The 23,846-nt window shown below is 44.6% G+C and carries 26 protein-coding genes; 17 read left to right on the forward strand and 9 right to left on the reverse strand.

What is annotated here, in order from left to right:
• Positions 1-136 precede the first annotated feature (136 nt).
• Complete coding sequence (gene argA / locus DD616_RS07980) at positions 137-1,474, reverse strand: amino-acid N-acetyltransferase (protein ID WP_026027647.1); 1,338 nt, start codon at positions 1,472-1,474, stop codon at positions 137-139.
• 151 nt (positions 1,475-1,625) lie between these two features.
• Here argA and DD616_RS07985 point away from each other — a divergent pair, with 151 nt between their 5' ends.
• The 4 genes from DD616_RS07985 (at position 1,626) to csdE (ending at position 4,603) form a co-directional block, all read left to right on the forward strand.
• Positions 1,626-2,093 carry a DUF2850 domain-containing protein gene (locus DD616_RS07985; RefSeq protein WP_013856155.1) on the forward strand — a complete coding sequence of 156 codons (468 nt, stop codon included), beginning with the start codon at positions 1,626-1,628 and terminating at the stop codon, positions 2,091-2,093.
• 69 nt (positions 2,094-2,162) lie between these two features.
• Entirely contained in the window at positions 2,163-3,266 is a 1,104-nt protein-coding gene (mltA, locus tag DD616_RS07990) for a murein transglycosylase A (RefSeq protein ID WP_208872155.1), read from the forward strand.
• A gap of 90 nt (positions 3,267-3,356) precedes the next feature.
• Positions 3,357-4,166, forward strand: coding sequence for a tRNA cyclic N6-threonylcarbamoyladenosine(37) synthase TcdA (gene tcdA / locus DD616_RS07995; protein ID WP_017049732.1), 810 nt, complete (start codon positions 3,357-3,359; stop codon positions 4,164-4,166).
• 5 nt (positions 4,167-4,171) lie between these two features.
• A complete protein-coding gene (csdE, locus tag DD616_RS08000; protein ID WP_017046572.1) occupies positions 4,172-4,603 on the forward strand; it encodes a cysteine desulfurase sulfur acceptor subunit CsdE in 432 nt (143 codons plus the stop codon).
• 32 nt (positions 4,604-4,635) lie between these two features.
• Here csdE and csdA read toward each other — a convergent pair whose 3' ends face one another.
• From csdA to DD616_RS08020, 4 genes are all read right to left on the reverse strand, one after another.
• Entirely contained in the window at positions 4,636-5,847 is a 1,212-nt protein-coding gene (gene csdA, locus DD616_RS08005; RefSeq protein ID WP_208872156.1) for a cysteine desulfurase CsdA, read from the reverse strand.
• Complete coding sequence (locus DD616_RS08010) at positions 5,847-6,446, reverse strand: DJ-1 family glyoxalase III (RefSeq protein WP_064625831.1); 600 nt, start codon at positions 6,444-6,446, stop codon at positions 5,847-5,849. Before DD616_RS08010 ends, csdA begins: the two co-directional genes overlap by 1 nt.
• Positions 6,443-7,333, reverse strand: a complete 891-nt coding sequence (gene panE, locus DD616_RS08015) for a 2-dehydropantoate 2-reductase (protein WP_208872157.1) — start codon at positions 7,331-7,333, stop codon at positions 6,443-6,445. Before panE ends, DD616_RS08010 begins: the two co-directional genes overlap by 4 nt.
• A gap of 102 nt (positions 7,334-7,435) precedes the next feature.
• Positions 7,436-8,242, reverse strand: a complete 807-nt coding sequence (locus DD616_RS08020; RefSeq protein WP_208872158.1) for a nucleoside-specific channel-forming Tsx family protein — start codon at positions 8,240-8,242, stop codon at positions 7,436-7,438.
• Positions 8,243-8,571: 329 nt separating this feature from the next.
• Here DD616_RS08020 and DD616_RS08025 point away from each other — a divergent pair, with 329 nt between their 5' ends.
• The 3 genes from DD616_RS08025 (at position 8,572) to DD616_RS08035 (ending at position 10,592) form a co-directional block, all read left to right on the forward strand.
• Positions 8,572-9,147, forward strand: coding sequence for an LON peptidase substrate-binding domain-containing protein (locus tag DD616_RS08025; RefSeq protein ID WP_026029151.1), 576 nt, complete (start codon positions 8,572-8,574; stop codon positions 9,145-9,147).
• Positions 9,148-9,309: 162 nt separating this feature from the next.
• The gene (locus tag DD616_RS08030) at positions 9,310-9,912 is read left to right on the forward strand and encodes an RNA polymerase sigma factor (protein ID WP_013856164.1); all 603 of its coding nucleotides are present in this window, start codon (positions 9,310-9,312) and stop codon (positions 9,910-9,912) included.
• Positions 9,909-10,592 (forward strand): ChrR family anti-sigma-E factor, encoded by a 684-nt coding sequence (locus DD616_RS08035; protein ID WP_208872159.1) that lies wholly within the window; start codon positions 9,909-9,911, stop codon positions 10,590-10,592. Before DD616_RS08030 ends, DD616_RS08035 begins: the two co-directional genes overlap by 4 nt.
• Positions 10,593-10,647: 55 nt before the next feature.
• Here the strand turns inward: DD616_RS08035 and DD616_RS08040 are convergent, their stop codons facing one another.
• The 4 genes from DD616_RS08040 to DD616_RS08055 form a co-directional block, all read right to left on the reverse strand.
• Positions 10,648-12,039, reverse strand: coding sequence for an AmpG family muropeptide MFS transporter (locus DD616_RS08040; RefSeq protein WP_208872160.1), 1,392 nt, complete (start codon positions 12,037-12,039; stop codon positions 10,648-10,650).
• Positions 12,040-12,122: 83 nt separating this feature from the next.
• Complete coding sequence (locus DD616_RS08045; protein ID WP_013856167.1) at positions 12,123-12,668, reverse strand: peptidylprolyl isomerase; 546 nt, start codon at positions 12,666-12,668, stop codon at positions 12,123-12,125.
• A complete protein-coding gene (locus DD616_RS08050) occupies positions 12,668-13,237 on the reverse strand; it encodes a YajG family lipoprotein (protein WP_208872161.1) in 570 nt (189 codons plus the stop codon). The genes DD616_RS08045 and DD616_RS08050 overlap by 1 nt, the downstream gene beginning before the upstream one ends.
• A gap of 24 nt (positions 13,238-13,261) precedes the next feature.
• Positions 13,262-14,392, reverse strand: a complete 1,131-nt coding sequence (locus DD616_RS08055) for a methyltransferase (RefSeq protein ID WP_094149699.1) — start codon at positions 14,390-14,392, stop codon at positions 13,262-13,264.
• A gap of 161 nt (positions 14,393-14,553) precedes the next feature.
• Here DD616_RS08055 and DD616_RS08060 point away from each other — a divergent pair, with 161 nt between their 5' ends.
• The 10 genes from DD616_RS08060 to dinB all read left to right on the forward strand — a co-directional run bounded on the left by DD616_RS08060 (position 14,554) and on the right by dinB (position 23,813).
• Positions 14,554-14,862 carry a BolA family protein gene (locus DD616_RS08060; protein WP_026027643.1) on the forward strand — a complete coding sequence of 103 codons (309 nt, stop codon included), beginning with the start codon at positions 14,554-14,556 and terminating at the stop codon, positions 14,860-14,862.
• A 495-nt stretch (positions 14,863-15,357) separates the two neighbouring features.
• Positions 15,358-16,698, forward strand: coding sequence for a Na(+)-translocating NADH-quinone reductase subunit A (locus DD616_RS08065; protein ID WP_026027642.1), 1,341 nt, complete (start codon positions 15,358-15,360; stop codon positions 16,696-16,698).
• Positions 16,699-16,703: 5 nt separating this feature from the next.
• Complete coding sequence (locus tag DD616_RS08070; RefSeq protein WP_013856172.1) at positions 16,704-17,948, forward strand: NADH:ubiquinone reductase (Na(+)-transporting) subunit B; 1,245 nt, start codon at positions 16,704-16,706, stop codon at positions 17,946-17,948.
• Positions 17,938-18,711 carry a Na(+)-translocating NADH-quinone reductase subunit C gene (locus DD616_RS08075; RefSeq protein WP_094147720.1) on the forward strand — a complete coding sequence of 258 codons (774 nt, stop codon included), beginning with the start codon at positions 17,938-17,940 and terminating at the stop codon, positions 18,709-18,711. Before DD616_RS08070 ends, DD616_RS08075 begins: the two co-directional genes overlap by 11 nt.
• Positions 18,711-19,343 (forward strand): NADH:ubiquinone reductase (Na(+)-transporting) subunit D, encoded by a 633-nt coding sequence (locus DD616_RS08080; protein ID WP_013856174.1) that lies wholly within the window; start codon positions 18,711-18,713, stop codon positions 19,341-19,343. The genes DD616_RS08075 and DD616_RS08080 overlap by 1 nt, the downstream gene beginning before the upstream one ends.
• A 7-nt stretch (positions 19,344-19,350) precedes the next feature.
• Positions 19,351-19,947: an NADH:ubiquinone reductase (Na(+)-transporting) subunit E gene (gene nqrE, locus DD616_RS08085; RefSeq protein ID WP_013856175.1), complete on the forward strand. Its 597-nt coding sequence runs from the start codon at positions 19,351-19,353 to the stop codon at positions 19,945-19,947.
• A 33-nt stretch (positions 19,948-19,980) separates the two neighbouring features.
• On the forward strand, positions 19,981-21,204 hold the full coding sequence (gene nqrF, locus DD616_RS08090; RefSeq protein ID WP_013856176.1) for an NADH:ubiquinone reductase (Na(+)-transporting) subunit F: 1,224 nt from the start codon (positions 19,981-19,983) through the stop codon (positions 21,202-21,204).
• Positions 21,205-21,382: 178 nt separating this feature from the next.
• A complete protein-coding gene (locus DD616_RS08095) occupies positions 21,383-22,390 on the forward strand; it encodes an FAD:protein FMN transferase (protein WP_105977238.1) in 1,008 nt (335 codons plus the stop codon).
• Between the two features lie 8 nt (positions 22,391-22,398).
• Positions 22,399-22,632 (forward strand): (Na+)-NQR maturation NqrM, encoded by a 234-nt coding sequence (gene nqrM / locus DD616_RS08100; RefSeq protein ID WP_013856179.1) that lies wholly within the window; start codon positions 22,399-22,401, stop codon positions 22,630-22,632.
• Positions 22,633-22,748: 116 nt separating this feature from the next.
• The gene (dinB, locus tag DD616_RS08105; RefSeq protein WP_017046582.1) at positions 22,749-23,813 is read left to right on the forward strand and encodes a DNA polymerase IV; all 1,065 of its coding nucleotides are present in this window, start codon (positions 22,749-22,751) and stop codon (positions 23,811-23,813) included.
• The last annotated feature ends 33 nt before the right edge of the window (positions 23,814-23,846 follow it).

Raw genomic sequence — 23,846 nt, forward strand, 5'->3', positions numbered from 1 at the left:
TGATGTCGGCGGATTCTACACATAATATTAAGTTAAATAAAGCGCTTATTTTGTATACAAAACAATGAAAACGTTTGCACTTGATCAAAGATAAACTATTCACCATAACTTAACGAATAAATACAATATCCTGACGTTAGAGCGTCAGGACTAAAATTTTTGAACGGCGTTGATAGTTGTACAAACTCTGTTTAGTTATCGGTAACGATTCCACACCGACTTCATAAAAACCTTGTTCTCTAAACCAATGCAAACTGTGCGTTGTCAAAACAAAGAGGCGATCTAAACGCATCGATTTTGCTTGTTGCTTCATGTGATTGAGTAACAATAAACCGCGGTTGCCGTCCCGATATTCCTGGTGAATAGCGACACACGCCATTTCTGCCATGCCCTCTTCTGGGTAAGGGTAAAGCGCGGCGCAACCAATCAATAAGCCATCTTTATCAATAATCGTGAATTTGTGGATCTCTTGTTCTAACTGCTCACGTGAACGCCGTACTAATATTCCTTGTTCTTCTAACGGGCGGATTAAATCGAAAATTCCGCCGATATCATCGATCTGTGCCTGACGGACTTGTTCGGCACTTGCCATGACAATCTGAGTGCCGATCCCGTCAAAAGAGAACAACTCTTGGATCAAAGCACCATCTTGTTTGTAACTGACTAAGTGACTACGTGGCACACCTGCACGGCACGCTGAAACGGCGGCACGCAGAAAGCGTGAGGTACCTGAGCTATTATCCTGAACTTGGTCGGTATCTGCTTCAATACGCTGCATTATCCGTTCAACATCAGATGGGAACAGTTCAGCAATCGCATTGCCTTGCTCATCGATAATGCCTTGCTCTGAGCAAAAGCCGATCAGCTTATCTGCTTTTAGGCGTATTGCGACTTGTGTGGCTACTTCTTCAGAGAGCAAATTAAAACATTCGCCAGTGACGGAACTCGCAATTGGCCCCAGTAGCACGATCGAACCTTGGTCAAGCATACGGTTGATGCCTTCAATATCAATACGGCGAATGCGGCCACTGTGGCAATAATCGACACCATCATCTATACCTAATGGTTGAGAGATAACAAAATTACCACTAACGATATTGAGCTGAGTACCAGCCATTGGCGTGTTATTTAAGCTCATTGAAAGGCGTGCTGTGATAGCGAGTTGAAGCTGCCCCGCGGCTTGCATGACTAAGCTGAGCGCTTCCTCATCAGTGACCCGAATGCCTTTGTGATAAGGAGTGGAGCAATGATGTGTCGCCAGAATCTGGTTGATTTGTGGGCGAGCACCGTGCACCAAAACAATTTTGACACCAAGGCTATGCAGCAGTGCGAGATCGCTGATGATATTAGCGAAATTTTTATCGGCAATCGCTTCACCGCCGAGCATGATCACCATGGTTTTACCGCGGTGAGCGTTAACATAGGGAGCAGATTGTCTAAATCCTTTAACGAGAGCTGTACTGCGAATTTTCACTCTGAGAGCACCTTGGTGTTTAAATATGTTCAAATAATGACTTTTTATTCACGTGTCGGCAAGTGGTTTTTTGAGTTTGGTGCAATTATTCAATCGCCGATTTTATCTCTGATTTAGGACACGTTAGACTGCTTGCCAATAAAGGCGAAATATGGCCAAAACCAACGAGTTGAGTCGCATGAAAATGACAAAAAACGTAGGCCTTACGGCTACGCCTCAGTTCACAAACTTGCGAAGACGTAAGTACATTGAACGAGGCTTGATGCTGGTTGTGATGATTGGCCTGCTTTCCGTAGCGTCGCTATACGGTGATCTCTTTACTCGGTTGGAAAACTATTTTTCGCCAAAAGATGAGGTGTATGGAGTTTGGGTTGAGCAGTATGTTGCCCCTTATTCAGCCAAACGAATTGAATTGGGGAAAGCCGGCGTGATCAGTAGTGGCCGAGTACTCACCACTTCATTTGAGTTTGATGGTCATTTTTTAGAATACCAGATTGGTGATACGAGCTATCGTTACAAAATGCGTGATGATAACAATACTGAAATGACACAAATGTCGTCGTCGCACTACAATCCAACCTTCCGATTGTCAGGAAAATACCAAAAAAACCTCCGTTAACAATTCGCTGATTGCGGTTTAGGCGCGAGTTTGTCATGCTTTTAGCAACTCAAATAACGGATAACTTCTGTGATTAAGCAAATTTTTCCTCTTGCGGCAGTACTGCTGCTGTTTGGTTGTGCGCAACCGACCGACCGTGCTCAGCAATATTTGGATGGTAATTTCTTTAAAGCGCTCAACAAAGTAGACACGGTGCAGTCCAATACGCCACGTGACTTTACGCAATTTTCCAAACAGAGCGAACAAGTGGTGACTCGCTCGGCGTCGATGGCAGCGATTTATCAACCTTTGTATCAACAGATCAGTGAATGGATTTTGCAAAGTGGTGATCCACAAGATTTGGCGAATTTTGGAATACAAGCGGCGCAGCTTGGTGGTGGCGATAAAAAAGGTAATGTGCTTTTCACTGGCTATTTTTCTCCGGTAATGGAGCTTCGCCATCAACCGGATGAAATATTCAAATATCCCGTATTTGGTTTGCCTGAATGTTCGGCCGATTGCCCAACGCGTGCGCAAATTTATGATGGTGCGTTAGCTGAAAAAGGGCTTGAGTTAGGTTATGCGGCGAACCTGATTGACCCTTTCATTATGGAGGTGCAAGGCAGTGGTTTTGTGCATTTTGAAGATGACGATACGCTTGAGTACTTCGCTTACGCGGGTAAGAATAACAAAGCCTACATCAGTATTGGCAAAGTCTTGATTGAACGAGGTGAAGTGACACGAGAGAAAATGTCACTCAAAGCGATCAAGGAATGGGTGCTAGTCAATGATGAACCGACGGTAAGAGAGCTGCTAGAGCAAAATCCTTCCTATGTCTTTTTTGCGCCCAAAGCGGCAGCCCCCGTCACTGGCTCTGCCGGTATTCCACTCCTGCCGATGGCCTCGGTGGCCGGAGATCGTTCCATCTTTCCAATGGGCACACCTATTTTAGCAGAAGTGCCGCTGCTCAATGCCGATGGTACATGGAGTGGCGCTCATCAGTTGAGAATGTTGATTGTGCTAGATACGGGCGGCGCGGTAAAAGATAACCACCTCGATCTGTACCATGGCATGGGCGAGCGCGCCGGAACGGAAGCAGGGCATTACAAACATTTTGGTCGCGTTTGGAAACTGGGGTTAGAAAACTCAGCCACACAAGCACCTTGGGCATTGCCGCCTGAAAAGCTACAATAGTGACACAGGTTTCGACCTAGACTTTTAAATAAAGAGTGCGTATAAATCGCACTCTTTATTTTTCTATCGCTTTCAATCGGACTTTTAATTATGCGTGAACTCGATACCCCCGCTTCAGATAGCTACAACCAACGCTTCGGAGGCACTCGTCGCCTTTATGGAAATCGTGAGGTTGAAATACTGCGCGCCGCGCACGTGTGTGTGATTGGTATCGGTGGCGTTGGCTCGTGGGCAGTCGAAGCATTGGCGCGCACCGGCATTGGCGAGTTAACGCTGATTGATATGGACGATGTGTGCGTCACCAACATCAACCGTCAAATCCATGCGATGAGCGGTACGGTTGGGCAAAGTAAGATTGAAGTGATGGCCGAGCGGGTCAAGCTCATCAACCCTGAGTGTGTGGTGCACTTAATTGATGACTTTATCACGCCAGATAATCAGCACCGCTATTTGAGTCAAACGTTCGATTACGTGCTTGATGCGATAGACAGTTTGAAAGCGAAAGCTTCACTACTGGCTTATTGCCGTAGCAATAAAATTAAAGTGATTACCGTCGGTGGTGCGGGTGGTCAAGTTGACCCAACTCAAATCAAGGTCGCGGATTTAACCAAAACGATTCAAGACCCATTGGCAAAAAAACTCAAAGATACGCTTCGTCATCGCCATAATTTCCCTGTAAACCCTGCGCGTAAGTTTGGTATTGATTGCGTGTTCTCGACAGAGCAGCTCAAATATCCGCAAGCCGATGGCAGTGTGTGCGCGGTGAAATCAACCGCAGAAGGGCCAAAGCGGATGGATTGCGCCAGCGGATTTGGCGCTGCGACGGTTGTTACCGCAACCTTTGGTTTTGTTGCCGTAGCGCGCATTGTTGAAAAGTTAATTCAGAAACATAAGGTGTAACGTTAATGACTCCTTTTCCTGCCTCCCCCTTTGGTCGTGAGATTAGCGCTGATGACATTGTGGCGACCATGCAAAATTTTACTGGCTGGGAAGATCGCTATCGACAAGTGATCCAGTGGGGGAAGTTATTGCCCACGATGCCTGATGCTTTGAAATCGCAGCAAGTCAGTGTTGCAGGCTGCGAGAGTCAAGTATGGTTAGTGGGGCAGGAGCACCAAGGAATATGGTCTTTCTGTGCCGATTCGGATGCGCGGATTGTGCGTGGTTTAATTGCTTTAGTCCTTGCTGCGTACAACGGCAAGACCTACGCACAAATTCAAGCGTTTGATGTGGATGCTTATTTTGAAAAAATAGGCTTGATTGCCCATTTAAGTCCTTCACGTGGTAATGGCCTTAAAGCCATTGTCGATAAGATAAAAAATATCGATCCAAGCTGAGCATCTCCCCCTTTTGATGAAAGGGGGAATTATTACAGCATATCAACCGCTTTAGTGATGGCGGCGATCAACTGTTCAACCTCTTGTTTGGTATTGTAAATACCAAACGAAATTCTCACGGTGCCAGTTAACCCGAGCGCATCCATTAATGGGTGAGCGCAGTGATGGCCAGAGCGAACCGCGATGCCTTGCTGATCGAGTAAGGTGGCTATGTCTTGATGATGAACGCCATCCATCACAAAACTGAGAATACTGGCATTCGGTTGATAGCCGATTACGCGAATATCATCGAGCTGTTGCAGGGCTTGATAAGTACGTGCTTGCAATCTATGCAGGTGAGTTTCTACGGTCGTCCGATTGCAGTTTTGTAACCATTCGATTGCTTTGGCAAGGGCTATCGCCCCGGCGACATTCGGTGTGCCTGCTTCAAATTTCCCCGGCAGTTCGGCAAATGTTGTGCCTTCAAACGACACTTTTTCTACCATCTTGCCGCCGCCATGCCATGGAGGCATTGTTTCAAGCAGCGCTAATTTTCCGTATAGAACACCAATGCCAGCGGGAGCGTAAAGCTTGTGCCCAGAAAAGAGATAAAAGTCGGCATCGAGTTCGCGCACGTTGACGGTTTCATGCACAATTCCTTGCGCGCCATCAATCACGACCACCGCGCCGACTTGGTGCGCCAGTTTAATCACGGTTTCAATCGGTTGGCGAGTGCCCGTCACGTTGGTGGTATGGGCTAGGGCGACAATTTTGGTTTTACTCGATAATCGTGCTTGAAAAGCCTCAAGATCAAAGTGGCACTCTGGCGTGATGGGGACTTTGACGACGCTTGCTCCGGTTTGAGCCGCGACGATTTGCCAAGGCACTATATTGGCGTGGTGTTCCATTTCACTGACCAGAATCTCATCACCGGCTTGCAATGTATTACGTGCGTAAGTCTGCGCGATCAGGTTGATCGCTTCGGTCGCTCCGCGAGTCCAAATAATCTCTTTACGAGATGATGCGCCAATAAATTGAGCCATAGTGTCACGCGCCGCTTCAAAATCGCTGGTCGCTTTGGCCGTTAAGCGATGGCTACCACGATGTACATTGGCATTTTGTGTACTGTAGTAATGACTAATGGCATCTATCACCACTTGTGGCTTTTGCGTGGTAGCGGCGCTGTCTAGATAAATCAGAGTTTCGCCATCCACGGCTTGATTGAGTGCGGGGAATTGATCGCGAATGGTCTGCACGTCAAACATTATTGCTCACCTAACTTGTGATAATTCAATGCTGCCAGTGTCACCATTGGCTGTGCAACTGACCATGCGTGTGCTTTACCTGAGAGTGATATGATGATCTCCATCGCGAACTCAAGTGCTGTTCCCGGCCCTTGGCTGGTGATTAATTGATGGTTTGTATCGATGGTTACTCGTTGATCTCGCCATAAATCAGTGGGGATATGATCGCGAAAAGCCGGGTGCCCTGTCATGATCGCTTGCGGGAAAAGCTGATGATGTTGCAAAACTAAGGCTGGCGTGGCACAAATAGCCGCCAACCATCGACCATGGTTATGCTGTTGCTTGAGCATTTCGATTAGCACTGGATTGTCACGAAAGATCTCAGCGCCTCCAACGCCACCGGGCAGCGCAATCACGTCAAACTCTTCATCGATCACATCCAGCAGTTTACAGTCTGCGGTTAATGTCACTCCGCGTGAGGCTTTCATCATCAATTGCCCGTCGAGATTAGCACTGGCAACCACGACTTGATAGCCAGCTCTGACCATCATATCAATCACGGTGATCGCTTCCATCTCTTCGCAGCCCGTAGCTATCGGGACTAAAATTCGTTTACTCATTGGTTTTTCCAACTGTGTTCTATCTGTTGAATAGCGTGATATAGCTTACTATTTTCTGGTGTTGCGAGCTGATGTTGCTCTGCTTTCTTCAGTAAATAGCCCGTAATAAAGTCTATCTCAGTCTTACGTTGATAGAAAATATCTTGATGCATTGACGAATAATTCTCTGCTGTGGCTTGAATCACCTGCTTAACCTTAGCAAGCAGTGATGATTGAGTGATCGCAAAGCCTTCAGCGCTCATGACATCGGCGACTTCTGCAACAATATTTTCCAGCGGCCGTTGGAAGCGTTCATCGGCTAACTCACCATTGCGACATTGCTCTAATGCGGTGAGCGGGTTAATCGCGCAGTTAATTGCAAGCTTATGCCATAGTGCTTCTTCAATCGTGTTATTCCACATTACGTCTGGCAATGTATGCTGTAGTACATCCACTAGAAACTGACACTGCTTGCCTTGGGCGTTGTAAGCCCCTAATTGAGTTACGCCTTTGCCAGTATGCAATACTTGATTCATTGACGGCTTGAGTGCACCGTGCGTGGTGGTTGAAAGCACAATAGGAAAGTCATTCAGTGGATCCTGCATCGAATCAAGCGCGCCCATGCCGTTGTGCATAAATAGCAAAATGGTGTCACGATTGAGTGTATTCAGCAGCGGAGTGAGCGCTTGCTCGACTTGCCAAGCCTTAACGGTAATCAGTAAGAGATCGGCATGGCAGAGCGCGCTGTGATCATTGCAGGGCAGGGTAATAGACGCCTGTTTATCTAAAGCAATGGAAAGTGAAGATTGAGGTTGTCTGCCCCATAATGAAACGCGGTGTCCAGCAGCATGCAGCTTTGTCGCCCAAAGCAACCCAACCGCGCCCGGCCCAAGCACGACGATATTCATAACACCTCTCCATATTTGACTTTGCGCCAAGGATAATGAGGTAGAAATGGAAAGCAATAAAAATGGCGCTCGAGAGCGCCATTTGCCAAAACTTAGGTTCGATTAGAACTTGTAAGTCACAGCTAGGTAGTGACCAACGCCTGACGTTTTACCAGCGAAACCACCATCTTCAAGACCATAAACGGTTTTGTAGCCTTTAAGGCCGTAGCCAACCGCAAAGCGATCAGAGTGCCAGTAGATGCCGTTAAACATAGCACCACCACTACTTTCTGCACTGTATTCGTCTTTCATGCCAAATTGCCAGTCAATGTAACCTTGGTAAGAGATAAATGAACCGTTTTCAAAGAAGTAGAAAGGTTTAAACCAGTTGGTTGATACTTGGAAGCCGTTCCAATCTTTCTTATTTGAATCGTAGTTACCATAGAAATTCAGGCCAATTTTACCTAACCATGGAACATTTACATCTGAACCCAAACCAACTTTTTGTTGGTTAACACCGAAAGTTGTACTTGTTGTATTAACACCATCCCAAGTAATTTCACTTGCCACATACAACTCTTGTACTGGACCAAATGAAAGATCTTTACCTGTGACAGCATCAAGAGACATGCGAGGTGCGAATTTCATGAACATTTTAGCTTGGCTATTTGCTTTGTCACTGCTTGGGTTGCTTAGCAGGTTAAAGATATCAACGTAACCGTACAGATCAAAAATCCCTGAGCGGCCGCCAAATTCCATCTCTAGGTAATCATGCGATGATTCACCTGGTAATTCATCGATTGCAGCCATTAGGTTAAATTGCATCCATTTGTAATCGTTTTTATGGATGTCGCCATCTGAATAGTCAGCGGCCATAACTGGAGCAGAAGTTGCAGCCATTAGGCCTAGAGCTAGAAGTGATTTACGCATAAGGGGGACTCTCTATGTTTTGTCATAATTCAGCACACGTATATTTCTGATGTGCGTTCAATTGGCCCGAATAATAACGATAAAAATCTCAATTAAAAGTGATTGCGAATGCAAAAGTGAACAAACTTAGTGACTACGGTCACGTTAATGAATATTTGCTCGGAACTAAATTAATATTTCGTTCGCTTGCATCTTTAATGTGATTTTAATCACTTAAACGTTTGCTTTAGTATTGTTTTATGCAAATCGATAAACCAACATTTTTAGTTAGTGATCGTTTTGTAATCTTCAACGTATTTATTGACGGGCATGATGAAGAGTGATGAATGATGAAGAAATTGATGCTGTTTCCTTTAGCTTCAATCGTTTTACCAGAAGGGAAAATGAAGCTACGGATCTTTGAATCAAGGTATAAGAGGATGGTCACTCAATCCAGCCAGTCTGACTCTACATTTGGGATTTGTTTGATTGATAACAAAAAAGGCAATAAAGCAAATCAGTTATCTAAATTTGGGATGTTGGTTAAGATTGTTGATTTTGAAGCGCTCGACAATGGGATGTTAGGATTAACCGTGATGGGAATGGAGCGCTTTAAAATAGAGTCAGTAGTGAGCGAATTTGATGGCCTGCGAGTTGCTCAGGTCACGTCATTGCCCAGTTGGCCAGTAAGAGATTTAGAACCTCACGAATGGTATTTAAGCCACCAGCTACAAGCGGTTTATCAGCAATTTCCTCAGCTTGGCGAGCTCTATTCGCACTGTTTTTTTGATGATGCCAGTTGGGTGGCGCAGCGATGGCTAGAGCTGCTCCCTATCTCGATTCAACAATTTGATGATTTAATGAGGCAGGATGACGCGCACAGTGCGGTTGACTTTTTATTGCAGGTAATCGAAGTCTCACACTAACTTTGAAAGCGTGCAGTAAACTTAAACGAGAAGTCGCTCTGTAGTAGTGGCTTTGTATAAAAAAGAATACGACGAGTGATCGATGTATGCATTACTCACGTATAAAGGTTTATGGCTACTGTATGCCAATAACAACGGTTACTCCTAAAGGAAGAGCGCAGCATGAGCAGTGATTCTCAGCATAGTGTGTCGCTAAGCCCAAGCTACACCAAGCAAGACTGGGCTGAATGCATGGAACGTGTCAAGCAACGTGATAAGCAGGCGTTTGCCTTAGTGTTTCGTTATTTCTCTCCTCGCTTACAACAGTTTGCGTTTAAGCATGTAGGCAGTGAGCAAGTGGCGTTAGAAATGGTGCAAGAAACCATGACCACTGTGTGGCAGAAATCGCATCTATTCGATAACCGAAAAAGTTCGCTTTCGACGTGGGTTTACACGATTGCACGCAATTTGTGTTTTGATCTCCTGCGTAAGCAGCGCGGACGAGAGTTACATGTTTATGCCGATGATATTTGGCCAACTGACTACTGCCCACCTGATTTGGTTGAACATTATTGTCCTGAACATGACATGTTAAAAGAGCAAATATTAAAGTTTGTGGCGTTGTTGCCTGAAGCTCAGCAAGCCATCGTGAAGGCGGTGTATCTTGAAGAACTGCCCCAGCAGCAGGTTGCGGAGATGTTCAATATTCCTCTCGGTACTGTCAAATCGCGTTTACGACTAGCCGTTGAAAAACTTAGACATTCTATTCAAGCGGAGCAATTATGAGCAACCATCCAAGCAACGAAGTACTGCAGCAGTATGCCAATGGTTCAATTGATGCGGCGCATGGCATTATGATTGCCACTCACCTTGAACTCTGTACTCAGTGTCGTCAACAGGTTCAATACTTAGAAACTCGGGCCGCCGAAGCATTGTTGAGTCAATCGTTACCGCAACAAAGAATGGCCGCTTCTAATGATGATCATTTAAACCAGATGTTTGAAACGATCACAGCACTGGATACTCTACACCCATCGACCTTGCGTAAGCCTGAGCCGATAGAAATTAAAGTCAATGATCGCGTTATTATGCTGCCTAGTACGCTGAGCCAACTGATTCGTTTCAAAGGCGAGTGGCGCAGCTATGGTGGTAAAGTTTTTAGTGCCCACCTAGATATTGCTGAAGACTCTCGCATGAACCTGATGTACATCAATCACAACGTGCAGATCCCTCAGCATACACACAAAGGGGTTGAGTCGACCTTGGTGCTCCATGGTGGCTTCAGTGATGAAGATGGGCATTATAAAGTGGGTGATTTCATTCAAAGAGATGCGAGTATTAAACACAGCCCTTTTACCAAAGTGGATGAAGATTGTTTATGCTTAACGGTGCTAACTGAGCCGATGCTGTTTACGCAAGGTGTTGCGAGAGTGTTTAACTTATTTGGTAAAGGTCTCTATCCGTAGTCCATAGCAGGCACATCAAATTAAAAAAGGTCGTATTGTACGACCTTTTTTTCATCTAACGCTTATCAATGCCTTGCTTGGCAATATCATCGATGTCTCTCTGCCGAGCTTTTTGCAGTAAATCAGCAAAATAATGGCGCAGTGAGTAGAGCATGATAAGGCTTGGTACTACCATCAGTGCGGTAATAATAAAGAATAGTGACCAATTATTGAGATAGTCGACCAACTCCCCGCTAAAGGAAGCCAGCGTGGTGCGGCCAAAGTTTCCTAGAGAGGCCAATAGCGCATATTGCGTTGCTGAAAATGCCTGCCCTGTTAACACAGTAAGAAACGAAACAAAGGCCACGGTGGAAAACGCAGTGGTAAAGTTATCGACAATTATGGTCGCCAAGAACAGATGCTCATTAGGGCCAACTTGAGCGATCCACGAAAACATCAAATTACTGGCAGACATCGCGATGCCACCAATCATCAAGCCACGAACAATACCAAATCGCACGTTAAACATACTACCAATCAAAGTGAAGAACAGGGTTGCTCCCCAACCAATTAACTTCGAGTAGTGACCAATTTGTTCGTTGCTAAAGCCAATTTCTTTGTAAAATGGAATCGACATTCGGCCAAGAAAAGCTTCGCCAATCTTGAATAAAAAGACAAACAACAGCAGGGTTAGTGCTACTTGCGCGCCATTGCGTTTGAAGAAATCGAGAAATGGTTCGATTACGGTAACGGTGAACCACGCGATGACTTTCGAACCAACTACCTGATTGTGTCGCAGCTCCGCTTGATGCTGTAGTGCTTCGCGATGTGTTTTTGGTTCTCCCACCAAGAGCGTGAAAAGCATTAACAGCCCGACACAGAGTGCCATGCCATAATAAACGGCATTCCAACCGATACTATCGGCGTTTATAAAAGCGAGATAGCCCGGCAGAGAATATCCAGTCCACCACCCCATGATGGCCATGGCGGAGGCTTGTGGCAGCTTATTGGCTTGTGATTTGGGGAAAGTATCGATACGAAAAGCATCAATCGCGATATCTTGAGTGGCAGAAGCGATCGCAATGCCCAAGGCAAGCATTGAGGTAAACATCAAATTTTGGGCTGGATTGACACCCGCAATCAGCAACGTACAGATCAAAATGATCGATTGGCACAAAAATACCCAACTGCGGCGTTGACCTAATAATGGCGTCAGAATGGGTAATTTGACGCGATCCACCAATGGGGCCCATAGAAAATTAATCGCGTAAACTGCGAAGACACTACCAAAATAACCAATTGCAGCGGTGGTTAAGCCTGCATCTTTTAGCCATCCTGACATATTTGAACCAATCAAAACCCACGGAAAACCGCTCGAACACCCCATCATAAATACCCACAATAGGCGTTTATCAAGATAGCTACGGATAGTTTCCATCCAAGTGAGAGAGGAGGAGGTTGATGGCATACAGCGAATCCTTGTCAGTAAAGCAGCTTAGGTCGAAAGGCGACCCAATAAAATCAAACGCCGATAAATCGGCGTTGGTATGGTTATTGTTCTAGTGTGACATTCGTAATAACGATTGGTTCGATGGGGACGTCTTGCATTCGTCCTTTCGTGCTGGTCGGCTGTTGAGCCATTTTTTGCACAACATCAAACCCTTGCGTGACTTTACCAAAGACGGCATAACCCGGTGGGCGAGCGTTGTAGTTGAGAAAATCATTATCGACCAAGTTAATAAAGAATTGGCGAGTAGCCGAGTTAGGATCATTGGTACGGGCCATTGCGATCGTCGCGGTGTCATTAGTCAACCCATTGCTCGCTTCATTTTTGATGGGAGCGTAAGTGGTGAGTTGTTTTAAATCCGCATCAAATCCGCCGCCTTGTGCCATAAATCCTGGGATAACGCGGTGGAACTGGCTGCCAACATAACTGCCATCTTCAACATATTTTACGAAGTTTGCGACAGTCGTTGGCGCTTTCTCTGTATTAAGCTCAACAGTAAATGACCCTAAGTTCGTCTCAATTAGGACGTTGGGCGCCGAAAACGCAGTGCAACTGACGAGCGCTAATGTCGTAACGAGAGAACGTAACATTAAAAGCGCTCCTGTAAATAACCATTAAGTTCGCTGTCATTGGCAATTTCTTTAAGTACCAAGTTCATGACATCGTTGAGTACCATTTCAATCTCATCATTTGAAGCGCTGAGTGTACCGGAACGTTTTGCCGTTCCGTTGAACGTTTTCACCAATTTGCCTTTTGGTGTTTCCGCGGTGATTTCAAGCGTGACACTGCCATCCATTTCATTCGACATGACGCTGTGTTTTACCGTCACTAGTGCTTCTGCAATTTCAACGGTGACATTGTTTTCGCTGTTCACTGTTAAGCGATAGCCTTGAGAGTTAAATTGTTCTGCCAACGCATTCTCAACCGCAATGCGAACATTTTGTTTGGCATGAATTGGCTCAATATTAGAGCGGCCACTATCCACTAAAGCCACATATTGCGCCGATCGAACATCTTTGCTAACCAGAGTAAAGGCTTTATTGTTGACGACCGTATTTTTGCTGGTCGTTGCAGTAGGCATAAAGTTGATTTGCTGTTGCTGAGGTGCGGCACAAGCGGTGAGTAATGCGATTGAGGCTGCGAGAACCAGTTTTTTCATGGTCATTTCCTTTCTTATCCTTGCCTATTTAGTTGCTTGTAAGATAACAAATTTATGGTTGGTCGCGACAGTTTTTACCTGCCCTTGGCCAAATAATCTTGCTAGTTTTACATCGTAGCCGAGGTGGCGATTGCCGATCACTAATAATCGTCCCCCTTTTTTAAGAACATGCTTTGCATCACAGAACATCTGCCAAGCAATGTGATCCGTGATAGCTTGTTGTTGATGGAATGGTGGGTTGCACAATACTAAACAGCTACTCTCTTGTTGAAAACCATCTAAGCAGTTATTCGCAATGCATTGAATATTGCGATCTTCTCCTAAATTCTCCAGCAAATTTAGCTTTGCAGACTCGACGGCCATCAAGCTTTCATCAACGCAGGTCATTCGTACTTGAGGATTGAGTTGGCCCATCTTGATTGATAACACCCCGTTGCCGCATCCAAGGTCGATGATGTGCTGTAACTTAGGATCTTGTGGAAGATGCTGTAGAAAAAAGCGTGCGCCGAGATCCAATCCCTCACCTGAGTAGACATTCGGCAGGTTTTTTAGACGGATGGATTCGCTTTCTACGGCCCATTCAGTTATGGGTTCCACCGTTTCAATCGGTGATACGTTCGGTGCTGAAAAAACGAGGCGGTGTTTTTTCCATGCAAGAGAAGTGCTTGTTGAACCTAAATACTTTTCAAATAAGTTTAAGGTTGATGTGTGGATCTCTTTCGCTTTGTTGACCGCTATCACAGGGCAATCTTGGGCAAGGGACTGACGGAGTTGGCTTAATTGCCAAACCAAGTGGCGATTGCTCTTGGGCAATTGAAAAAGCACCAGATCGACCGATTCAGGGATGGCATCCATTGTTGAGAGCAATTGCACGTTGCGGCACTGATTGCGCTGAAGATTGTTTAACGTACCTTGTTGCGAAATAAAAGAGTCGCTCATCATGGTGACGTGATGCTTATCTGCAAACCAACACGATAGAGCGCCAAAGTGATCGTTTAAAATAAGGATGCGTTTGCCTATTGCTAAATTCAACGCTTCAATATGATTAATCACATATTCATCGCCCGCATCCCAAGCTTGTAATGTTTCGTTTGAACGATGTGGGAAACGGTGCAAGCTCAACGTTTGATCATGCAGTGCCAACTCTGTTTTCATAATTTTTTATAGGTCGTAGTGATAATTACGGATGCATTGTCTCAAATGGCGTAGAAACAAGGAACCAAAACCTTTCGCTATTCTATAAGGCTAGTTAAACTTAAATCTCTTTACACTCGTATATGTTCTCATGCTCTTATTTGAGGAAGAAAGGCAACGGTATGATCCAACCCATAATCGAACAAAAATTGCATCAAGCATTTCACCCTGATTATTTGAAAGTCGAAAATGAAAGCTACATGCACAATGTGCCTTCAGGATCGGAAAGCCATTTTAAAGTCATTGTGGTGAGTGACAGTTTTGAAGGAATGCGTTTGATCGGCCGTCACCGACAGGTTAACCAAGTGTTGGCAGAAGAGTTAGCGAACCACATTCATGCACTCTCGATTCATACCTACACACCACAAGAGTGGCAGGCGCAAATTAGTGGCGTACCTGATAGTCCTATGTGTATGGGCGGTGGAAAATAACTCGTTCAGAACCGTCTGAATATGCCGTTCTCTTGTTCTGTTTTTGAGCGGAATGTTAACAGTATTTAAACAAATTGACGAGATGAACAAGTTGAGAGAAATTGTTTTAGGTAGTGAATAAAAATAAATACTCATAAGGGGTAAGGAATAGGTTATTTGTGCGATGCTTCAAAGTTATGACTATTCGCTAGCCTTTATGATTCAAATCCTTCCAAATAAAACGACTTATCAGAGGATTGGTCATGGCATCAGGTTCCGAAAAAATGCTAGACTATTGCACCTAATGGATCTCATACCATACTTGTGATGAGGTTATTAAAAGGATGTTGCGGTTCTGGCGTTTAAAACAAGCCAAAATCGGACACAGAAATGTCGTGTCTAAGGCTGGTTTAACTTTCATTTGGCCTCTTATCAAGAACGACCATGAAAGATAAACAAGCCTTGAACTTACGCAATTAAAAGAATCTTTTTCCCGATAAAATAGTGCAAGTGCGTATGATTACAATAAAAAGGGGTTTGGACCTTCCTATTGCAGGAACTCCTTCCCAGGTGATTAATGATGGTAAGACCATCACTAAAGTCGCCTTGCTTGGCGAAGAGTACGTTGGCATGCGTCCTACCATGCATGTTCGCGTAGGCGATGAAGTAAAGAAAGCTCAAATTCTTTTTGAAGATAAAAAGAATCCGGGTGTTAAATTTACTTCACCAGCAAGCGGTAAGGTTATCGAAGTCAATCGTGGCGCCAAACGTGTCCTACAATCCGTAGTGATTGAAGTGGCAGGTGATGAGCAAATCACGTTCGATAGCTTTGAAGCTAGCCAACTAGCAAGTATTGACCGTCAAACGGTTAAAACTCAGTTAGTTGAGTCTGGTCTTTGGACTGCGTTGCGTACTCGTCCGTTTAGCAAGGTTCCAGCAATTGAGTCTTCAACTCAGGCTATTTTTGTGACAGCAATGGATACCAATCCATTAGCGGCAAAACCTGAGACGATCATTAATGAGCAATCTGAAGCATTCGTCGCTGGTCTCGATATCCTTTCAACTCTGACTGAGGGCAAGGTTTACGTCTGTAAATCTGGTACTAGCTTACCACGCTCTTCACAGCCAAACGTTGAAGAACATGTGTTTGATGGCCCACACCCTGCAGGTCTTGTAGGGACTCACATGCATTTCCTCTATCCAGTAAATGCAGTCAATGTGGCGTGGAGCATCAATTACCAAGACGTGATTGCGTTTGGTCAATTGTTCTTAACCGGTGAGCTATACACACAACGAGTGGTGTCGCTTGCAGGACCCGTAGTCAACAAACCTCGTCTTGTCCGTACTCAGATTGGTGCTAGCCTCGAAGAGTTAACGGATAACGAATTGATGCCGGGCGAAGTTCGTGTCATCTCTGGTTCTGTACTTTCTGGTGTGAAAGCGGCGGGGCCTGTAGCTTATCTTGGTCGTTACCACCTCCAAGTATCGGTTCTGCGTGAAGGTCGTGACAAAGATTTTCTTGGTTGGGCAATGCCTGGCAAGAACAAATTTTCAGTCACTCGCTCTTTCCTTGGTCATCTATTCACAGGTCAGTTGTTCAACATGACAACCACAACCAATGGTAGTGATCGTGCGATGGTACCTATTGGTAACTATGAAAAAGTGTTGCCACTAGATATGGAACCAACGCTCCTACTTCGTGACCTATGTGCAGGTGACATCGATAGCGCTCAACGTCTCGGTGCCCTTGAACTGGACGAAGAAGATCTCGCATTGTGTACCTTTGTATGTCCTGGTAAATACGAATATGGTCAGCTACTTCGTGAGTGCCTAGACAAGATTGAGAAGGAAGGGTAATTTTCATGGGCCTTAAAAAGTTTCTTGAAGACATCGAGCATCATTTTGAACCTGGCGGCAAACATGAAAAATGGTTTGCCTTGTATGAAGCAGCCGCAACGCTTTTTTATACGCCTGGTTTAGTTACAAAACGAAGCTCACACGTTCGTGATAGCGTTGACCTCAAACGCATCATGATCATGGTTTGGCTAGCGGTATTCCCAGCGATGTTCTGGGGTATGTATAACGTTGGTCACCAATCGATTACTGCACTTAACCATCTGTATTCTGGCGCTGAATTGGCGACAGTCATCAGTGGTAACTGGCACTATTGGCTAACTGAAATGCTTGGCGGTACATTAAGTACGCAAGCCGGTTGGGCAAGTATGATGCTGCTCGGTGCGACTTACTTCCTACCTATCTACGCCACGGTATTCTTGGTCGGTGGTTTTTGGGAAGTGCTGTTTTGTATGGTGCGTAAGCATGAAGTTAACGAAGGTTTCTTTGTAACTTCAATTTTGTTTGCTCTGATTGTTCCACCCACACTGCCTTTATGGCAGGCCGCTCTAGGGATTACCTTTGGCGTGGTTGTTGCCAAAGAAATCTTTGGTGGTACCGGGCGTAACTTCCTAAACCCAGCATTAGCCGGTCGTGCTTTTCTATTCTTCGCCTACCCAGCACAGATCTCTGGTGACGTTGTTTGGACAGCTGCAGATGGTTTTTCAGGTGCAACGGCGCTAAGCCAATGGGCTCAAGGTGGTAACGGTGCTCTGATCAATAAGGTCACTGGCGAAGCCATTACTTGGATGGATGCATTTGTTGGTAACATTCCTGGCTCTATCGGTGAAGTATCGACGTTAGCACTGGCGATTGGCGCGGCATTTATTGTCTACATGGGCATTGCTTCATGGCGCATTATTGCGGGTGTTATGGTAGGTATGATTGCCATATCAACGCTGTTCAATGTTATTGGTTCAGACACAAATGCAATGTTTAATATGCCTTGGCATTGGCACCTGGTACTTGGTGGCTTTGCGTTTGGTATGTTCTTCATGGCAACCGACCCAGTATCGGCTTCATTTACTAACAAAGGTAAATGGGCATACGGTATTTTGATTGGTGCAATGTGTGTGATGATTCGTGTGGTTAACCCAGCTTACCCAGAAGGTATGATGCTGGCGATCTTATTTGCGAACCTATTTGCACCTTTGTTTGACCATATTGTGATTGAGAAGAACATCAAGCGGAGACTAGCACGCTATGGCAAGTAATAACGATAGCATTAAAAAAACGCTGTTTGTTGTTATCGCATTGAGCTTAGTGTGCTCAATCATCGTATCGACAGCAGCGGTTGGCCTGCGTGACAAGCAAAGAGAAAATGCGGCGCTGGACAAGCAGAGCAAAATTCTGCAAGTCGCTGGCATTGAAGCGAAAGGCAGTAAACAAATCGTTGAGTTGTTCAATAAAAGTATTGAACCACGTCTGGTTGACTTCAACACGGGTGACTTTGTTGAAGGCGATGCAGCTAACTACGATCAACGCAAAGCAGCGAAAGAAGCCTCTGAATCGATCAAGCTGAGCGCTGAACAAGATAAAGCGAAGATCCAACGTCGTGCGAATGTTGGTGTGGTTTATCTGGTGAACGACGGCGATAAAACCAGCAAGGTGATTCTGCCTGTACACGGTAATGGTTTGTGGTCAATGATGTACGCATTTGTGGCTGTAGAAACCGATGGTAATACCGTTTCCGGCATTACTTACTACGAACAAGGTGAAACTCCGGGATTGGGTGGTGAAGTTGAAAACCCATCATGGCGTGCTCAATTTGTTGGCAAGAAATTGTTTGATGACAACCACCAACCTGCAATTAAAGTTGTGAAAGGTGGCGCTCCTGCCGGATCTGAGCATGGCGTTGATGGACTTTCTGGCGCAACACTAACCAGTAACGGTGTTCAACACACTTTCGACTTCTGGTTAGGTGATATGGGCTTTGGTCCATTCCTAGCAAAAGTTCGTGACGGAGGTTTGAACTAATGTCTAGCGCAAAAGAGATTAAAAAGAGCATTCTAGCGCCGGTGTTGGATAACAACCCAATCGCACTTCAAGTGCTTGGTGTCTGTTCTGCCCTTGCGGTAACCACTAAGTTGGAAACGGCGTTTGTTATGACGCTAGCCGTTATGTTTGTAACGGCTTTCTCTAACTTATTCGTTTCGTTAATTCGTCACCACATACCTAACAGTGTGCGTATCATCGTTCAGATGGCGATCATTGCTTCATTGGTTATTGTTGTTGACCAGATCCTACGTGCTTACTTATACGATATCTCGAAACAGCTATCGGTGTTCGTAGGGTTGATCATTACTAACTGTATCGTAATGGGCCGTGCTGAAGCATTTGCAATGAAGTCGGCACCGATTCCTTCCTTTATCGATGGTATCGGTAATGGTCTGGGTTATGGTTTTGTATTGATCACTGTTGGTTTCTTCCGCGAACTTCTTGGTTCAGGCAAGCTATTTGGAATGGAAGTTCTACCTCTTGTGAAAGATGGTGGCTGGTATCAACCTAACGGTTTGATGCTGCTAGCACCTTCGGCATTCTTCCTAATTGGCTTCATGATTTGGGCGATTCGCACGTTCAAACCTGAACAACTAGAAGCGAAGGAGTAAGGGCGTTATGGAACATTATATCAGTTTGCTTGTTCGATCGATTTTTATCGAAAACATGGCACTCTCTTTCTTCTTGGGTATGTGTACATTTCTTGCTGTATCTAAGAAAGTAAAGACATCGTTTGGTTTAGGGATTGCGGTTACTGTTGTTCTGACCATTTCAGTACCAGTGAATAACTTGGTTTATAACTTGTTACTTAAACCGGGTGCATTGGGTGAAAATATTGATCTTACATTTCTAAATTTCATTACCTTTATCGGTGTTATTGCCGCATTGGTACAGATCTTAGAGATGATATTGGATCGTTTTTTCCCACCTTTGTATAACGCGCTGGGCATTTTCTTACCTTTAATCACAGTGAACTGCGCCATTTTTGGTGGTGTATCTTTCATGGTTCAGCGTGATTATAACTTTGCTGAATCCGTCGTTTACGGTTTCGGTTCGGGTGTGGGTTGGATGTTAGCTATTGTCGCTCTTGCCGGTATCCGTGAGAAAATGAAATATTCAGATGTACCTCCGGGTTTACGTGGTTTAGGGATTACCTTCATCACGGCGGGTCTAATGGCGTTAGGCTTTATGTCTTTCTCTGGTGTTCAACTGTAAGTCGGGTAAACCGCAACAATTAAGGAATAGTCAATGGACATTATTCTTGGTGTAGTGATGTTTACCCTGATTGTTCTAGCACTCGTTTTGGTAATTCTATTTGCTAAATCTAAGCTAGTTCCAACAGGCGACATTACAATTTCAATTAACGGTGATGCAGATAAGTCTATTGTGACTAATCCAGGTGGTAAGCTACTGAGCGTACTTGCAGGTTCTGGTGTCTTTGTATCATCGGCGTGTGGTGGTGGCGGCTCTTGTGGTCAATGCCGTGTAAAAGTGAAATCTGGAGGTGGTGATATTCTTCCTACTGAACTTGATCACATTACTAAAGGTGAAGCTCGTGAGGGTGAACGTTTAGCGTGTCAAGTGGCTGTGAAAACAGACATGGATATTGAACTTCCTGAAGAAATTTTTGGTGTTAAAAAGTGGGAATGTACCGTTATCTCTAACGACAACAAAGCCACCTTCATTAAAGAGCTTAAACTTCAGATCCCTGATGGCGAGTCAGTGCCTTTCCGTGCTGGTGGTTACATTCAGATCGAAGCGCCAGCACACCACATCAAATATTCAGATTTTGACGTGCCAGAAGAGTATCGTGGCGATTGGGACAAATTTAACCTGTTCCGCTACGAGTCAAAAGTTGATGAAGATATTATTCGTGCTTACTCAATGGCGAATTACCCTGAAGAGTTCGGTATTATTATGCTAAACGTGCGTATTGCTACGCCGCCGCCTAATAATCCCAATGTGCCACCGGGTCAGATGTCTTCTTACATTTGGTCACTGAAAGAAGGTGATAAATGTACTATTTCTGGTCCATTTGGTGAGTTCTTTGCCAAAGATACGGATGCAGAAATGGTCTTTATCGGTGGTGGTGCGGGCATGGCTCCAATGCGCTCACACATCTTCGATCAGCTTAAGCGTTTAAAATCTACCCGTAAGATGTCTTATTGGTATGGTGCGCGCTCTAAGCGTGAGATGTTCTACGTTGAAGATTTTGATGGCCTTGCAGCTGAAAACTCGAATTTCGTATGGCACTGTGCGCTTTCTGATCCAATGCCTGAAGATAACTGGGATGGATACACAGGTTTCATCCACAATGTATTGTATGAAAACTATCTGAAAGACCATGAAGCGCCTGAAGATTGTGAATACTACATGTGTGGTCCACCGATGATGAATGCGGCTGTGATTGGCATGCTGAAGAACCTTGGTGTAGAAGATGAGAACATCCTTCTTGATGACTTCGGTGGTTAATTCACTGAAGTAAGTAAAACCTATGGCTGGCTCTGATGAGTCAGCCATTGTTTTTTTAGTTTTAGTTTTGCCTTGTGGCTTTGAATTCCAACTCAGTTAACATAGAAAATAGGTGTAGGAATTTCTTTTCTATAACCACTTCTTTTCTATATTCACTTTCATTTTTAGGAGTAAACAAGTGAAAAAATGGCTTGTTGCGTTAGCTTCTCTATTCATCTTGGCGGGTTGTGAAAAATCGGTTGAGCAAGTTCATCTCAGTGGCCCTACTATGGGCACGACTTACAATATTAAGTACCTGAAAGCTGAAGGGATCCCTAGCTCGGAGGCTCTCCAAAAGGAAGTTGATCGGTTATTGGAAGAAGTGAACGATCAAATGTCGACCTATCGTAAAGATTCTGAGCTCAGCCGTTTTAATCAATATCAAGGAACGGAACCTTTTACGGTTTCTTCTCAAACCGCAACCGTGGTGAAAGAAGCGCTGCGTCTTAACGGTCTTACTTTAGGTGCATTGGATGTCACTGTTGGTCCTTTGGTTAACCTATGGGGTTTTGGCCCTGAAGCTCGTCCTGATGTGGTGCCAAGTGATGCTGAATTGGCTGAGCGTAAAAACAATATAGGCATTGAGCATCTTAGCGCAACCGACACTACGTTAAGTAAAGATCTTCCTAATCTCTATGTGGACCTTTCAACTATTGCGAAAGGGTGGGGAGTCGACGTGGTTGCTGACTACATTCAATCACAAGGCATTGTCAATTACATGGTTGAAGTCGGTGGTGAGATGCGCTTAAAAGGCGTAAATCGAGAAGGCGTACCTTGGCGAATCGCTATAGAAAAACCGACAGTTGATGAACGTACCGCTCAAGAGATCATTGAACCTGGTGATCTGGCAATTGCCACTTCAGGTGATTACCGTAATTATTTTGAGCAAGATGGTGTGCGTTATTCTCACATTATCAATCCAATCACTGGCAAACCCATCCATAATAAAGTGGTATCAGTTACCGTTTTGGATGCATCTTCAATGACGGCAGATGGCCTAGCGACTGGATTAATGGTACTAGGAGAGACGAAAGGTATTGAGGTTGCAGAGCAATACAATATTCCTGTGTTCATGATTGTGAAAACAGAACAAGGTTTTGAAGAGATTGCCTCCAGCGCATTTAAGCCATTTCTAAATAAAAAGTGAGTTAAGTTATGAATACTTTTTTCATTACATTCAGTGTATTTCTGTGTGTCATTGCCGCGATGGCGGTTGGCTATGTCTTTCAAAAGAAAGTAGTCAAAGGCAGTTGTGGTGGATTAGGTGCTGTTGGCATTGAAAAAGTGTGCAATTGCCCAGAGCCTTGTGATGCACGTAAAAAACGCGAAGCTAAGGCCGCAGCAAGAGCTGAAAAGTTAGCGCATTGGGAAAAAGATCGTATCGCCTGAGCTACGATTAAAGAGCCTGTTTTGTGCAGGCTCTTTAATTTTTAAAAGCAATTCATTTCAATCCATAGAAACCAAGAATATACTGTTTATGTATACAGTCTTTTGATGGTTTTGAATTGGAAAATAAAATCAAAAAAATTATCCATATTGATATGGATTGTTTCTACGCTGCAGTAGAAATGCGTGATAACCCCGAATATAGGCATCGCCCTCTAGCCGTTGGTGGTCATGAAAAGCAGCGTGGTGTGTTAAGTACTTGCAATTATGAAGCGAGGAAATTTGGCGTTCGTTCCGCAATGCCGACTGCTCAAGCCTTAAAATTATGTCCCAATCTGCTGGTCGTTCCGGGGCGGATGTCGGTATACAAAGCTATCTCCATTCAAATCCGACAGATATTCGAACGTTATACTTCCATTATTGAGCCGTTATCATTAGATGAAGCATTTCTTGATGTGAGTGATTCACCGTTATGTCAAGGAAGCGCAACATTGATAGCTCAAGCCATTCGCCATGATATTCACAACGAACTTCAACTGACCGCCTCTGCAGGTGTAGCGCCTGTAAAATTTTTGGCTAAAGTGGCCTCTGATATGAATAAGCCTAACGGCCAATTTGTAATACCACCCGATAAAGTACAGCAGGTGGTCGATTCATTGCCGCTAGAGAAAATACCCGGTGTCGGTAAGGTTAGTCTGGAAAAGTTGCACCAAGCGGGTTTTTATAAGTGTGAAGATATTAAGCTAACAGACTATCGAGAGCTACTTCGTAACTTTGGCAGATTAGGCGCTTCACTATGGAAGAAAAGTCATGGAATTGATAATCGCGAAGTCGTGACAGAGAGGGAGCGCAAATCATTAGGTGTCGAAAGAACATTTAGTCAAAATATCTCAAGTTATGAAGAGTGCTGGCAGGTGATTGAACATCATCTCTATCCAGAGATAAAAGCGAGGTTAGACAGAGCGAGTGTTGATGGTTCGATTGTCAAACAAGGGATCAAAGTCAAGTTTGCCGATTTTCAACTTACGACGATTGAGCATCTTCATCCACAGTTAGAGCTCAATGACTTTCGAACCCTTTTGGAGAATATTTTGTTGCGGCAAAACGGGCGAGAAATTCGCTTACTTGGTTTACAGGTGATGTTAAAGCCAGAAATGCTCAATAAGCAGCTCAGTTTTTTTTAAATTAGTGAAACAAACTAACATTTATGTCATTAA

Origin of the sequence: Vibrio anguillarum (assembly GCF_003390515.1) — a bacterium.
Classification (GTDB): Bacteria; Pseudomonadota; Gammaproteobacteria; order Enterobacterales; family Vibrionaceae; genus Vibrio; species Vibrio anguillarum.

Bases quoted from the DNA above. Each gene is read 5' to 3' on its own strand.
- DD616_RS07985 (WP_013856155.1), top strand. From the start codon at position 1,626: ATGGCCAAAACCAACGAGTTGAGTCGCATGAAAATGACAAAAAACGTA.
- tcdA (WP_017049732.1), top strand. From the start codon at position 3,357: ATGCGTGAACTCGATACCCCCGCTTCAGATAGCTACAACCAACGCTTC.
- csdE (WP_017046572.1), top strand. From the start codon at position 4,172: ATGACTCCTTTTCCTGCCTCCCCCTTTGGTCGTGAGATTAGCGCTGAT.
- csdA (WP_208872156.1), bottom strand. From the start codon at position 5,847: ATGTTTGACGTGCAGACCATTCGCGATCAATTCCCCGCACTCAATCAA.
- DD616_RS08010 (WP_064625831.1), bottom strand. From the start codon at position 6,446: ATGAGTAAACGAATTTTAGTCCCGATAGCTACGGGCTGCGAAGAGATG.
- panE (WP_208872157.1), bottom strand. From the start codon at position 7,333: ATGAATATCGTCGTGCTTGGGCCGGGCGCGGTTGGGTTGCTTTGGGCG.
- DD616_RS08020 (WP_208872158.1), bottom strand. From the start codon at position 8,242: ATGCGTAAATCACTTCTAGCTCTAGGCCTAATGGCTGCAACTTCTGCT.
- DD616_RS08025 (WP_026029151.1), top strand. From the start codon at position 8,572: ATGAAGAAATTGATGCTGTTTCCTTTAGCTTCAATCGTTTTACCAGAA.
- DD616_RS08030 (WP_013856164.1), top strand. From the start codon at position 9,310: ATGAGCAGTGATTCTCAGCATAGTGTGTCGCTAAGCCCAAGCTACACC.
- DD616_RS08035 (WP_208872159.1), top strand. From the start codon at position 9,909: ATGAGCAACCATCCAAGCAACGAAGTACTGCAGCAGTATGCCAATGGT.
- DD616_RS08040 (WP_208872160.1), bottom strand. From the start codon at position 12,039: ATGCCATCAACCTCCTCCTCTCTCACTTGGATGGAAACTATCCGTAGC.
- DD616_RS08045 (WP_013856167.1), bottom strand. From the start codon at position 12,668: ATGTTACGTTCTCTCGTTACGACATTAGCGCTCGTCAGTTGCACTGCG.
- DD616_RS08050 (WP_208872161.1), bottom strand. From the start codon at position 13,237: ATGAAAAAACTGGTTCTCGCAGCCTCAATCGCATTACTCACCGCTTGT.
- DD616_RS08055 (WP_094149699.1), bottom strand. From the start codon at position 14,392: ATGAAAACAGAGTTGGCACTGCATGATCAAACGTTGAGCTTGCACCGT.
- DD616_RS08060 (WP_026027643.1), top strand. From the start codon at position 14,554: ATGATCCAACCCATAATCGAACAAAAATTGCATCAAGCATTTCACCCT.
- DD616_RS08065 (WP_026027642.1), top strand. From the start codon at position 15,358: ATGATTACAATAAAAAGGGGTTTGGACCTTCCTATTGCAGGAACTCCT.
- DD616_RS08070 (WP_013856172.1), top strand. From the start codon at position 16,704: ATGGGCCTTAAAAAGTTTCTTGAAGACATCGAGCATCATTTTGAACCT.
- DD616_RS08075 (WP_094147720.1), top strand. From the start codon at position 17,938: ATGGCAAGTAATAACGATAGCATTAAAAAAACGCTGTTTGTTGTTATC.
- DD616_RS08080 (WP_013856174.1), top strand. From the start codon at position 18,711: ATGTCTAGCGCAAAAGAGATTAAAAAGAGCATTCTAGCGCCGGTGTTG.
- nqrE (WP_013856175.1), top strand. From the start codon at position 19,351: ATGGAACATTATATCAGTTTGCTTGTTCGATCGATTTTTATCGAAAAC.
- nqrF (WP_013856176.1), top strand. From the start codon at position 19,981: ATGGACATTATTCTTGGTGTAGTGATGTTTACCCTGATTGTTCTAGCA.
- nqrM (WP_013856179.1), top strand. From the start codon at position 22,399: ATGAATACTTTTTTCATTACATTCAGTGTATTTCTGTGTGTCATTGCC.